At 68.1% G+C, this 13,072-nt stretch carries 7 protein-coding genes; 1 reads left to right on the top strand and 6 read right to left on the bottom strand.

Annotated features, from left to right (window positions below; all coding sequences use genetic code 11):
* Window positions 1-33: 33 nt before the first annotated feature.
* From HQQ88_RS14390 to HQQ88_RS14365, 6 genes are all read right to left on the bottom strand, one after another.
* The gene (locus tag HQQ88_RS14390; protein WP_173169855.1) at window positions 34-1,320 is read right to left on the bottom strand and encodes a glycosyltransferase family 4 protein; all 1,287 of its coding nucleotides are present in this window, start codon (window positions 1,318-1,320) and stop codon (window positions 34-36) included.
* The gene (locus tag HQQ88_RS14385; protein ID WP_173169854.1) at window positions 1,317-1,979 is read right to left on the bottom strand and encodes a sugar transferase; all 663 of its coding nucleotides are present in this window, start codon (window positions 1,977-1,979) and stop codon (window positions 1,317-1,319) included. The genes HQQ88_RS14390 and HQQ88_RS14385 overlap by 4 nt, the downstream gene beginning before the upstream one ends.
* Window positions 1,980-2,000: 21 nt before the next feature.
* Complete coding sequence (locus tag HQQ88_RS14380; RefSeq protein ID WP_173169852.1) at window positions 2,001-3,359, bottom strand: polysaccharide biosynthesis tyrosine autokinase; 1,359 nt, start codon at window positions 3,357-3,359, stop codon at window positions 2,001-2,003.
* Between the two features lie 119 nt (window positions 3,360-3,478).
* Window positions 3,479-5,299 (bottom strand): hypothetical protein, encoded by a 1,821-nt coding sequence (locus HQQ88_RS14375; protein ID WP_173169850.1) that lies wholly within the window; start codon window positions 5,297-5,299, stop codon window positions 3,479-3,481.
* Window positions 5,300-5,444: 145 nt separating this feature from the next.
* Complete coding sequence (locus HQQ88_RS14370; protein WP_173169848.1) at window positions 5,445-5,873, bottom strand: DUF3060 domain-containing protein; 429 nt, start codon at window positions 5,871-5,873, stop codon at window positions 5,445-5,447.
* A 75-nt stretch (window positions 5,874-5,948) separates the two neighbouring features.
* Complete coding sequence (locus tag HQQ88_RS14365) at window positions 5,949-10,427, bottom strand: hypothetical protein (RefSeq protein WP_173169846.1); 4,479 nt, start codon at window positions 10,425-10,427, stop codon at window positions 5,949-5,951.
* 778 nt (window positions 10,428-11,205) lie between these two features.
* On the opposite strand from HQQ88_RS14365, the gene dnaK reads away from it, so the two are divergent.
* Window positions 11,206-13,071 (top strand): molecular chaperone DnaK, encoded by a 1,866-nt coding sequence (dnaK, locus tag HQQ88_RS14360; protein ID WP_123293529.1) that lies wholly within the window; start codon window positions 11,206-11,208, stop codon window positions 13,069-13,071.
* Window position 13,072: the final 1 nt, after the last annotated feature.

Below are 13,072 nucleotides of genomic sequence, written 5' to 3'. Positions count from 1 at the left end.
TTCCTCGGGTGGTGCGCGGTGGTCGTGGGGAGGTCAGCGGGAGGCGACGGTGTCGTCGAGGACGCCCGCCAGGACGCCGGCGAGCCGGCGGTAGTCGTGCTCGCGGATGACGTGGTCGCGGCCTCGGGCGCCCATCGCGGCGCGTTCGTCAGCCGGCATCGCCGCGAGGGTCTCGATGCCCTCGGCGATCGCCTCGGGGTCGTCGGGTCGGACGTGGATGCCCGAGCCGGACGCGGCCACCGGTTCGAGCGTGACGGGTGCGCCGACGAGCAACGGGCGGCCGAGCAGCATGTACTCGTACTGCTTGTTCATCGAGACGCCGTGTCGGTACAGCGGCAGGTCGTGCATGTTGACGACCAGGCAGTCGGCCTGTCGGCCGATGCGACGCGCGTGGTCCTGCGGCACGCGTCCGTCCCAGATCACGGCGGTACCGGCCGGGAGGCGCGACGCGCGTTCCCGGAGCGCGGTGACGTCCGATCCGTCCCCGACCATGCGGAGCACCAGGTGCGGTCCGCCGCGAGCGGCGGACCGACGGCTGGCGAGCGCGAAGCCGTCGAGCACGGCCTCGAGGGCGTTGGCCGGGCCCATCGAACCGATGTAGGTGACCGTGAAGCGGTCGGTGTCGGTGTCGGTGTCGGTGGCGGTGCTCGTCGTTTCGGCGGCCGTGGTGTCTGGCTGGTCCGTCTGCTCGTCGATCGCCACGCCGTTCGGGATCCACGTGAAGGGGGTGGGCTGACCGCGGTCGGCGTAGTACCGCCCGACGCCCTCGAGTGGGGAGACGATGTGCGCTGCCCGACGGACGACGGCCCGCTCCAGTCGTCGGAGGACGCGGATCACCGGGTGCCGCTCGGTCATCCCCGCGAGCCCGAGTGCCGACTCCGGCCAGAGGTCGCGCGGCTCGAAGACGAACGGCACGTCCAGCCGTCGAGCGAGTATCGAAGCCGCCCACGCCGCCAGTGGGTGGAACGACCCACCGATCACGACGTCCGGGCGGGGGAGGCCCCGGAGCGTGCGCGGAGCCAGGAGCAGCGCGGTGAACAGGCCGATGTCGGCGACGCGGCGGATCGCGCGGCGTACGCCGGACCCGCGGTGGTCGACTCCGCGGAGCCAGCAGAACTCGTAGCCGTCGCCGGACCAGCGCTCGCGCAGCGTCGTGCCGCGGAGGTGCGAGCGGCCGGACGGGTGGTCCGTGCCGGCGGCGATGACCACCGTGTGCCACCCGTGCTCGCGGAGGCCGTCGGCCAGGTGCTGGTGCCGGGTCGCGCGCCCGTCGCGCTCGTGGTGGTGCGCGTAGTGGTTGACGATCCAGGCGGTCTTCACCGGGAGCCACCCGTCATCGCGGCCGTGCCCTCGAAGACGTCGGAACTGACGTGGCCCGGCGCTGCGATGCCCTCTCGACGGAGCACGATGCCCACCGTGCGGAGCAGGATGCGCAGGTCGAGGCCGAGGGTCAGGGTGTCGACGTACTCGACGTCCGACCGGAGCCGCTCGGGCCACGGCAGCGCGTTGCGCCCGCGGACCTGGGCCAGACCGGTCAGGCCGGGCAGGACGTCGTGTCGGCGGGCCTCCTCGGCGGTGTAGAGGTCGAGGTACCGGCAGAGGGTCGGGCGGGGACCGACGAAGCTCATGTCGCCGCGCAGGATGTTCCAGAGACTGGGCAGCTCGTCGAGGCTCGTGGACCGCAGGAACTCGCCGAACGGGGTGAGCCGGTCGGCGTCCGAGACGCGGCCGCGTCCCGGATCGGGTTCGAGCATCGTGCGGAACTTCAGGATCGTGAACGGCTCACTGTGGAGTCCGGGGCGGCGCTGGCGGAACAGCACCGGGCGGCCGAGCTTCGCGGCGACCAGGGCGGCGACAGCGGCGAGCACCGGAGCGAGTGCGACGAGTGCGACGGCGGCGCCGACGACGTCGAGGAGGCGCTTCGTGCGGAGGGTGCGTGGACGGAGGGTGCGTGGGCGGAGGGGTCGTGGGCGGAGCATCGATCGGGTCCTTGTCATCGGTCAGGCGGTACGGGCGCTCGTGTACTCCGAGCGGTAGTAGGCGCTGCGGGACGCCTTGTGCTTCGTCTTGGTGAGGACGACGCCGGCGACCTGCTGACCGACGCGCGACAGCGCCTCGATCGCCAGACGCACGTCGGACGTCTTCGTCTGGTTCGCGGCGGTGACCAGCAGGGTCGTCGACACGAGGGTGCTGACGAGCGCCGAGTCGGTGACGGCGAGCACCGGGGGCGTGTCGACCAGCACGACGTCGAAGCGCGACGCCAGCTCGGCGAGGACCCGGGCCATCGCCTCGGACCCGATGAGCTCGCTGGGGTTCGGCGGGACCGTGCCGGCGGGCAGGACAGCGAGACCGTCGACGCCCCAGTCCTGCAGGACGTCCTCGAGCTCGACACGACCGACGAGCAGGTCGGTCAGTCCGGCGGCACCCTCGATGTTCATCAGGGCGGCCACGTTCGGTCGACGGAGGTCGGCGTCGATGACGACCGTCCGGATGCCGCTCTTGCTCAACGCGATCCCGAGGTTGGCGGTGGTGGTCGTCTTGCCTTCGGACGGGCGAGCGCTCGTCAGGGCGATGGTCGGGGCGCCGCTCGTCCGCAGGAACTGGATGTTGGTGCGGAGGCTGCGGAAGGCCTCGGACCGTGCGGAGTTGACCTCGTCGCGGATGATCAGTGGCTGACGGGCAGCGTCGGTGTCGAACGCGATGTCGCCGACCACGGGCACGTCGACGTCGAGGTCCTCGCCGGAGCGGATCCGCGTGTCGACGGCGGCGCGGAGCAGGGCGAGTGCCGCACCGACAGCGAGGCCGCCGAACAGGCCGAGTGCGATGTCCGCGGCCTTCCGCGGCGCGATGGGGCTCGTCGGCACGGAGGCCGGTGTGACCTCTTCGAGCGTGACGGACGGCTTCCGGTCGGCGCCGGTCGGCTCGATCTGCTGCACCACGGTGGCGAGGCTCTTCCCGATCCGTTCGGCGATGGTGGCCGACGCCTTCGCGGAGTCGTCCTGGACGGCGATCTTGATGATGACGCTGCCGGTGTCGACCGACGTGGTGACCTGGGACGCGAGGGCCGCTGGCGTGGTGTCCAGGTCGAGCTCGTCGATCACGCCCTGCAGGACGCGGGGGGAGGCTGCGAGCTGCATGTAGGACTTGATCTTCTGCTGCGCGGCCGTCGACCCCTGCGCGATCTCACCGGCTGTCGCCGAGGTGACCCCGGCGACGGACACGTAGTACGAGGTCGACGACTGGTACGTCGGCGGCGTGATGGTGGTGACGACGAGGGAAGCGCCGGCCCCGATGAGCGTGGCGCCGGCGATGATCCACCAGCCCGAGAGCAGGGCGCGGATGACGGCAAGGTAGTTCAAGGAGGGCCTCCGGTCGGGTTGCAGCGCCAGTCTAAAACATCACATGTGAAAGAACAATACGGCGCGCAGAAGGGGACGGGGTCAGCCCCCGTCCCCTTCATCACCCGCCAGTGGCGGAGCTACGGCCGGACCGTGAAGACGTTCGACGTGCGGATGTACCCGTCCTTGGTCTGCTCGACCTTGAAGCGGAACTCGGTCGCGGTGCGGGAGACCACGCGGTCGAAGGTCATGGTGCCGTTCGCGTCGACGGTGATGTCGTCCGGTGCGACGATCCGGGTTCCGGAGCCGTTCAGGATCCGGATCGTGGCATCCGGGTCGACGGTGCCGGTGAACGTGTTTGCGACCCCCGGAACCAGGCGCGACGGACCGGTGATCCGCGCCTGCGTGATCGGGGCAGCATCGATCGTGAACACTGCACTCGTGCGGACGTCGTCACCGAGCCGCTGCTCGATCTTCATGCGGAAGTTCGCGGCGTCGTTGCTGATGCCCCGGGTGAACGCCCACCGGCCGTTCTGGTCCGCGCGGATGGTGTTGTTCACGATCTGGGTGTTCGACACGTTCAGGACGCGGATCGTCGCACCGGACGTCGCGGTACCGGTGAAGGTGTTCACCACGCCCGAGGACACGTACTGGTTGTCGACCGTGCCGGGCTTCCAGTCCTTCACGGCCTCGACGCGGAAGAGCTCCGAGGTCGCGGTCTTCCCGTCCATCGCCTGGACGACCTTGAACTCGAAGCCGGTGGCGCTCGCCGACATGGCACGGCTGAAGGACCACTTGCGGTCGGCGCCGACGGAGATGCCGTCGACCAGGACCGTTCCGGAGTTGTTGACGATCTGCAGCTGCGCGCCGGGATGCGCGGTGCCCTCGAACGTGTTCGTGGTGCCGGCGTTGTACGTCTTCGTCGTCACCGTCACCGGCGCCAGCGTGCCCACGATGTCGCTGGCTCGGAACGCCACGATCGGGGAGTCCCCGTTGCTGCTGAGCTGCTGGCGGAACTCGATCTCGCCGTCGGTCTTGCCGTCGGCACCGGTGAAGGTGGTGGCGCCGTTGGCGACGATGGTGCCGAGCCTGGTGAAGTCGCCGGCCTGGGTGCGGTACTGCGCCGTCGCGCCCGTGATGCCGGTGATCGTGTATGCGTACTTCGTGTCGCCGTTCGAGTCGATGTACCGGGTCGCCCCGGTGACGGTCGGAGCGGGGAGCTGGTTCTTGATGTCCTCGACCGCGATCGACACGCGTTCGGACTGCTGTGCCGCGAGCCGGAGCAGCACGGTTGCGCCTCCGTGCCCACGATCGGTCGTGATGACGGCGGTTCCGTCCTCGCCGATCGTGCCCACGTGGGCGTCGTCGGGGTCCCGGTCGTTGAGCCAGACCTCCGCGCCGGCGGTCCCGGAGATCGTGTACACGAACTTCGTGTCACGGAACGCGTCGGTGTACCGGTACGCGCTGCTCACCTTGGGGGCTGGAAGTGTCGCTGGGATGTCCGCGGTCTCGACGCGAGTGTTCCCGGAGACCCGCGAGCCGATGCGCAGCTGGAGGGTTGCCCCTTCGTGGCCGCGTTGGGTGTCGATCACCACGGTGCCGCTCGCGCCGATGGTCCCGACCTTGGCGAAACCGGGGGTGCGGTCCTCGATCCAGACCTCGGCGCCGGGCGTGCCGGCGACCGTGTACTGGAACCGGACGCCGCCGCCATCGGCGTGGCGGAGCGGGTTCGTGACGACCGGAGCAGGGAGGTCGGACGTGACGACCTCGGCGCCGGCGGACCCCGGGATCGTGGTGGCATCGGTCGTCGGCACCTCGGACGCGGAGGAAGCCGACGACTGGGCCTCCTCGGACGGTGCGGCGACGGCTGTGGCCGGGCCGAAGCCGAGGCCGGCGAGGACGACCGCCGCTGTGAGCGTCGTTGCACCCACTGTGGTGAAGGTGCACTTGGTTCTGGGCATGGAGATGTGACTCTCTTTCGCGGGAGGTGCTGGTTCCACCGATCCCAAGGTCTCGCTGCGTCGCGAGTCCGAGAGGCCGAGGCCGATCGGCCCTCGGCCTCTCGGAGGTCACGGTGGTGATGGGGCCCTGCAGGGTGGGCTGGTGTCAGTCGGCTGCCTTGATGGTGTTCTTCTTGCCCTGGTCGTCGACCTTCGGTGCTTCGCCCGTGTAGGTGATGGTGTTGTTCGACCCGCTGAAGAAGACCTTCTTCGTCGAGGCGACCGAGATCGTGGCGTTGCTCGCCTCGACGGTGATGGTGCCGATCGTGCCGAGTTCGTACGTGCGGTCCGAGCTGATGAGGTTCGCTGCGGCGCAGTCGTCCGTCGTGATCGTCTTCTTCGAGTCGGCGTTGTCGTCCCAGAGCTGCACGGCGCCGTCGATGCACTCGTTGTAGGTGGTCTGGGCGGCCTTCGCGGTGCTGGAAGCCGTCGGCGCGGGGTCCTTGGCATCGGAGGGGCTGCACGCCGTCATGCCGAGTGCGGCGACGAGGGCGATGGATGCGGCCGCGAGACCGCGGGAGATCGTGGTGTTCATCGGGTTTCCTCTCTGGTGAGCGTGGGGGCGGCCCCTCCTCTCGCGCACTGCGAGAGGAGGGGCCGCCGGAGGGTGCTACTTGGTGTCGGCCGGCAGGGTGAAGAGCTCGCTGAGCTCCGTCTTGCCGTTCTTGGTCTGCTCCAGGGCGAACCGGAACTCGGTCGCACCGCGCGAGACGGCGCGGTCGAAGCGCCACTCGCCCTCTGAGTCGACCTCGAAGGTGCCGGGGACGATCTGCGTACCGGTGATGTTCAGCACGCGGTAGGTGGCGCCGGGTTCACCGGTGCCGGTGAAGGTGTTCACCACGCCGGGCGTGACCGCACGGTTGCGGACGGTCACCGGAGCGAAGTCCGCCGCGTCGATGGTGAACAGCTCGGACTTCTCGATCTGACCGTTCTTGGTCTGCTCGATCACGAACCGGAAGTTCGGTGCGCCGTTGGAGACGACGCGGTTGAACGTCCAGTTGCCGTCGTCGCCGACCTCGTGGGTGCCGGGGACGATCTGCGTGCCGGAGATGTTGAGCACGCGGTACGTGGCGCCGGGCTCACCGGTGCCCGTGAAGGTGTTCGAGCGGCCCGGGGTGACCCGTTCCGGCGTGAGGACCGTCACCGGGGTGAGCGCAGCCGCGTCGATGGTGAACAGCTCGGACTTCTCGACCTGACCGTTCTTGGTCTGCTCGATCACGAACCGGAAGTTCGGTGCGCCGTTGGAGACGACGCGGTTGAACGTCCAGTTGCCGTCGTTGTCGACGTCGTGGATGCCGGGGACGATCTGGTTGCCCGAGTAGTTCAGGACGCGGTAGGTAGCGCCCGGCTCCGCCTTGCCCGTGAAGGTGTTCGAGCGGCCCGGGGTGACCCGTTCCGGCGTGAGGACCGTCACCGGGGCGAGTGCCGTGGCGTTGATCGTGAACAGCTCGGACGTGGCGACCTGGCCGTTCTTCGTCTGCTCGATCACGAAGCGGAAGTTCGATGCGCCGTTGGAGACGACGCGGTCGAACGTCCAGTTGCCCTGGTCGTCGACGTCGCGGATTCCGGGGACGATCTGGTTACCGGAGACGTTGAGCACCCGGTAGGTCGCGCCCGGCTCGGCCTTGCCGGTGAAGGTGTTCGAGCGGCCCGGGGTCACCGAGGCCGGACCGGAGAGGGTGATCGGTGCCAGTTCAGCACTGCCCTCGACCGTCGCGGTGACGGTCACCCGGCCGATCTCGCGGTCGTTGATCTTCTGGATCACGACGAGTTCGTTGTCGCCGACCTCGAGGCCACCGACGGTGAGCGACCAGGTGCCCGAGGTCCGGTCGGCGGTCACGGACTGGTCGCCGATCGAGACCGACGCGCCAGGGGTTGCCGTGCCGGACACCACGACGCTCTTCGCCCCGTGGTCGACCGGTCCGGCCGTTGCGGTGAGGGCAACGGCGTACACCATGGTCGGCGAGGAGCCGGTGAGGTCGATGGAACCGAGGTTCGTGCTGCCGGTCATGTGTGCGCCGAGGGCGGCGGAGCCGATCGCGATGTCGGCGGGTGCTGCGACCTGCACGGTCCACTTGCGGTCGAGGCCGACGGGCTCGCCGGTGCCGGCGGGCCAGTCGAACGTGAGGGTCTTGCCGTCGTTGCTGACGACGCCGTTCGTGAGTGCGAAGCGGCTGTCGCCCTTCCACCCGTCGCTGGCACCCATGCGGTACTGCGCCGGCGCCGTGGTCTGCGCCGGGAAGGTGGTGCCCTCGGGTGCGGTGAAGACGATCTTGCCGCCGTTGTAGGTGCCGATCGCTGCGTCGGTGTGCATCTGGAACGGGACACCGGTCGTCGCTCCGCGCTTGAGCGTCGTCGACGGGGACGTCCCGGCGCTCAGCCCGCCGTTCTCGACGATGGTTGCGGTGACGGTCGTGCGGTCGATCTCGGTGTTGCCGACCTTCTGGATGGCGGTGAGGGAGTTCGCGCCGTTCTTCAGGCCGGTGACCGTGAGGGTCCATGCGCCGGTCGAAGCGTTCGCGGTGGTTTCCTGGCTTCCGATGGAGACCTTCGCGCCGGGGGTCGCCTTGCCGGAGACGGTGGCGGTCTTGGCGATGTTGTCGACGGAGTCGACCTTCGCCGTGAGCGCGGTGCTCAGCTTGGTCGACGTGGAACCCTCGGCACGGTGAGCGCCCTTGTTACTGGTGCCGGCGAAGACGAAGCCCATGGAGCTGTCGCCACCGGCAGCGTTCGCGGGGGTGGTGACGTCGATCATGAACCGGTACTGCTCGCGTTCAGCGTGGCTGGCGGGCCAGTCGACGTCGAACGTCAGCGTCTTGTTGTCGTTGGAGAGTCGACCGTTCGTCAGCGGAATCGCCCGTGAGGACGACCAGCCGCTGGCCCCGACCACTCGCCATTCGCCGCCCGCGGTGGCCTGCGCCGGGAAGGTGGTGCCTGCAGGGGCGGTGAGGACGACCGTGCCCTTGGTGCCCGTGCGCGTCTCGTTGTTCTGCACGACGAAGGGGACCTTCGTGGTTCCGTCCCGGGTGAGGTCGATCGGACCCTGCGCGATCGGGACGAGGGTGCCGCCTTCGACGATCGTTGCGGTGACGGTCGTGCGGTCGATCTCGGTGTTGCCGACCTTCTGGATGGCGGTGAGGGAGTTCGCGCCGTTCTTCAGGCCGGTGACCGTGAGGGTCCATGCGCCGGTCGAAGCGTTCGCGGTGGTTTCCTGGCTTCCGATGGAGACCTTCGCGCCGGGGGTCGCCTTGCCGGACACGGTGGCGGTCTTGGCGATGTTGTCGACGGAGTCGACCTTCGCCGTGAGCGCTGCCGTTGCGATGCGGGTCGGGGCACTACCGGTCGCCTCCCAGCCGCCGAAGCTGCTGGTGCCAGACATCTTGTAGGTGAGCCCGCTCGTACTGACCTCAGCGTTCTGCGGCGTGCTGATTGCGAAGTTCCAGCGGAACTGCTGGCCGGCGCTCTGGCTACCGGTCGTCGGCCCCAGGTCGAACGTCATCTTCTTGCCGTTGTCGCTGACGCGGCCGTTCTTCAGGTCGAGGCTGGCCGAGGGAGCCCAGTCGCCGTTCCAGTTCGTCCGCCACTGGCCGGCCACTCTGGTCTGGTTCGGGGCGAAGGTGGTGCCGGTGGGAGCGACGACCTCGACGGTGCCTTCGAGGTTCGTCTGCGTGTTGTTGCTCTGGACGAAGTACGAGACATCGGTGTCGCTGCCGCGCTTCAGGTCGACGGTCGACTGCGGCATCGGGGAGATCGAGCTCGGGGCGACGGCGACCGTGTAGGCGCCCTCGGCCACGGCGGCGCCATCAGGACCTGCGACGGTCACAGTTCCACGGTGCGTGCCGTTGTTCGTCCCAGCTGCGACTGCGAGTCGGAACGCGACGTACTGGTTGGAGGTTCCCCAGTACGCCTGGGAGCTGGTCGGGCCGTCCACGGTCGCGGAGGTCCGGTCGGCGTTGTACGAGATGCGGTAGTTCGTCTGGCTGCCGTCGTCGCGCACGTGTCGGGCGTCGACGTCCGCGAACGTCATCCCGATCGGTGCCTTGATCGTGAGGGGACCGGCGATACCCGCGTGCTGGACGTCCATGCGGCCCCAGCCGGTGGTACCGCCGGCGTAGGTGCTGGGCACCGCGCCGGTGATCGCAGTGAGGGTGATCGTTGCGGTGACGGTTTGGCGGTCGATCTCGGTGCTGCCGACCTTCTGGATGGCGGTGAGGGAGTTCGCGCCGTTCTTCAGACCGGTGACCGTGATGGACCAGGAGCCGTCGGAGCTGCTCGCGGTGGTTTCCTGGCTTCCGATCGAGACCTTCGCGCCGGGGGTTGCCTTACCGGACACGGTGGCGGTCTTGGCGATGTTGTCGACGGAGTCGACCTTCGCGGTGAGTGCTGCGGTGTTGACCTTGGTGGAGGTGGAGCCCTGGGCGCGGTAGGCGCCCTTGTTGCTGGTGCCGGCGTAGGTGTAGTTCAGGGTCGAGTCGCCGGACTGTGCGTTGGCGGGGGTGATGACCTTGAGGGTGTAGCGGTACTGCTCGCCGGAGACCATGTTGCCGCCGTCGGTGTCGACGGTGAAGCGGGCCCTGGTGTTGTTGTCGCTGAAGACGGCGTTCTTCAGGTCGAGCTTGGCGTAGGAGTTCCACGAGCCGGTGTCGCCGGTGCGGTACTTCGCGGCGACGGTGGTCTGGGTGGCGTCGAACGTGGTGCCGGTGGGGGCGGTGAGCTCGACGGGGCCGACCATGTCGGAGCGGGTCTCGTTGTTCTTGACCGTGAAGGGGACGTCCGTGGTCGCTCCGCGCTGGAGGTTGACGGGGTCGGTGGTGCCGGGGACGAGGGTGCCGCCTTCGACGATGGTCGCGGTGACGGTCTTGCGGTCGATCTCGGTGCCGTTGACCTTCTGGATGGCGGTGAGCTCGTTCGCGCCGTTCTTCAGGCCCGTGACGGTGATGGACCAGGAGCCGTCGGAGCTGTCCGCGGTGGTTTCCTGGCTCCCGATGGTCACCTTCGCGCCGGGGGTTGCGGTGCCGGACACGACCGCGCTCTTCGCGATGTTGTCGGTGCTCGCGACACGCGCAACGAGATCCTGTGTGGCGGTCAACAGTGATGTGTCGATCTCAGGTGCGCTCGTCAGATGTGCGTTCCCATCGCTGGCCCAGCCCGCGAACTGATTGGCAGCGCTTGAGCCTTGCCATTGAAGGGCCTTGTTTCCATTTGCCCAACGAAACTGCTCGCTGGGCGATCCGCCACAGCTCCCGAGCCGGAGGCGAGAGCCAGGGCCAGTGGCCCATACGCAGCGGTCTGGATCCGCGGCAGGCCTGATTGGTCCGGTGGTACCGAATGCGGGCAGGATCCATTCGCCTGAGTTGGTCGTGACCGAGGCTTTCGTACCCCTGTTTACCGGGATCCTCTCGGTACTGTTCGGGTTTCCGTATGACGCCCATACGCTGTATTGCGTTGAATACATGACCAGTTTGCCGCGGACCGTTGGACTCGTTTCGGTGGCGGCCGCGGAAGCGGCGGCGGGACCGAAGGACAACCCGCTCACGATGGTGGCGACAGCGAGACCCGCTGCGCCGAAGGACTTCAGGGCGGTGGCCGCCCTCTTCTTGCTTGACATGTGCATCTTTCAGGACGGGCCGCTCACGCGGCGCTCGGGAGGATGTCCATGCAGCGGCTCGTGCCGCACATGATGTGCCAATACTAGCATGTGAAATATTCACAAAACGACCCAGCCTGCTGGTAAGCGCGACCTGGGAGTTGAGTGGGATCGACGCAACTTCGGCCTCCCGGAGTTGACGTCAACCGAGTCCTGAGTAGAGTTGAGTCCATCGGACGCAAGTCCAACGACTTACCTCGAGCAAGAAGGAGCACCACACATGGGACGTGCAGTAGGCATCGACCTCGGAACCACCAACTCGGTCGTCAGCGTTCTCGAGGGTGGCGAGCCCACCGTCATCGCGAACGCCGAGGGCCTCCGCACCACGCCGTCGATCGTCGCCTTCACCAAGGACGGCGAGGTCCTGGTCGGCGAGACCGCCAAGCGCCAGGCCGTGACGAACGTCGACCGCACCATCGCGTCGGTCAAGCGTCACGTCGGCACCGACTGGACCACCGAGATCGACGGCAAGAAGTACACGCCGCAGGAGATCTCGGCCCGCACCCTCGGCAAGCTCAAGCGCGACGCCGAGCAGTACCTCGGTGAAGACGTCACCGACGCGGTCATCACCGTGCCGGCGTACTTCAACGACGCCGAACGCCAGGCCACGAAGGACGCCGGTGAGATCGCCGGCCTCAACGTCCTCCGCATCATCAACGAGCCGACCGCGGCCGCTCTGGCCTACGGCCTCGACAAGGGCAAGGAAGACGAGCTCATCCTGGTCTTCGACCTCGGTGGCGGTACGTTCGACGTCTCCCTGCTCGAGGTGGGCAAGGACGACGACTTCTCGACGATCCAGGTCCGCGCGACCTCCGGTGACAACCGCCTCGGTGGCGACGACTGGGACCAGCGCATCGTCGACTACCTGATCAAGAAGTTCAAGGACGAGCACGGCGTCGACCTGTCCACGGACAAGATCGCCAAGCAGCGCCTGAAGGAAGCCGCTGAGCAGGCCAAGAAGGAGCTGTCGTCGCAGATGTCGGCGAACATCCAGCTGCCGTACCTGACGCTCACGGCCGAGGGCCCGCTCAACCTCGACGAGACCATCTCGCGCGCACAGTTCGAGCAGATGACCTCCGACCTGCTCGACCGCACCAAGAAGCCGTTCAACGACGTGATCAAGGAAGCCGGTGTCTCGGTCAACGACATCGCGCACGTGGTGCTCGTCGGTGGCTCGACCCGCATGCCCGCCGTGGCCGAGGTCGTCAAGCAGCTCACCGGTGGCAAGTCCCCGAACCAGGGCGTCAACCCGGACGAGGTCGTCGCCGTCGGCGCCGCACTGCAGGCCGGTGTGCTGAAGGGCGAGCGCAAGGACGTCCTGCTCATCGACGTCACGCCGCTGTCGCTCGGCATCGAGACCAAGGGCGGCCTGATGACGAAGCTCATCGACCGCAACACCGCGATCCCGACCAAGCGGAGCGAGACCTTCACGACCGCTGACGACAACCAGCCGTCGGTCGCGATCCAGGTCTTCCAGGGCGAGCGCGAGTTCACCCGCGACAACAAGCCGCTCGGCACGTTCGAGCTCACCGGCATCGCGCCGGCTCCCCGTGGCGTCCCGCAGGTCGAGGTCACCTTCGACATCGACGCCAACGGCATCGTGCACGTGTCCGCGAAGGACAAGGGCACCGGCAAGGAGCAGTCGATGGTCATCTCCGGTGGCTCGTCGCTGCCGAAGGAGGACATCGAGCGCATGGTCCGCGAAGCCGAGGAGCACGCGGCCGAGGACAAGGCCCGTCGTGAGGCCAACGAGCGTCGCAACCAGGCCGAGCAGCTCGTCTACTCGATCGAGAAGCTCATCAAGGAGAACGACGACAAGCTCCCCGAGGACGTCAAGTCCGAGGTGCAGGCCGACGTCGACGCGCTCAAGTCGGCGCTCGCGGGCGAGGACGAGGACGCCGTGAAGACGGCCTTCGACAAGCTCAACGAGTCGCAGGGCAAGCTCGGACAGGCCATCTACAGCCAGCAGGACGCAGCAGCCGGTGCAGCCGGTGGCGAGCAGCCCGCGGGTGAGCAGCCGGCCGACGACGAGGACATCGTCGACGCCGAGGTCGTGGACGACGAGGACGACAAGGACAAGAAGTAAC

This window comes from Curtobacterium sp. VKM Ac-2861 (genome assembly GCF_013204965.1).
Taxonomy (GTDB): domain Bacteria; phylum Actinomycetota; class Actinomycetes; order Actinomycetales; family Microbacteriaceae; genus Curtobacterium.
The sequence above is the reverse complement of the archived record's forward strand: the minus strand, read 5'-3'. Positions and strand labels throughout refer to the sequence as shown.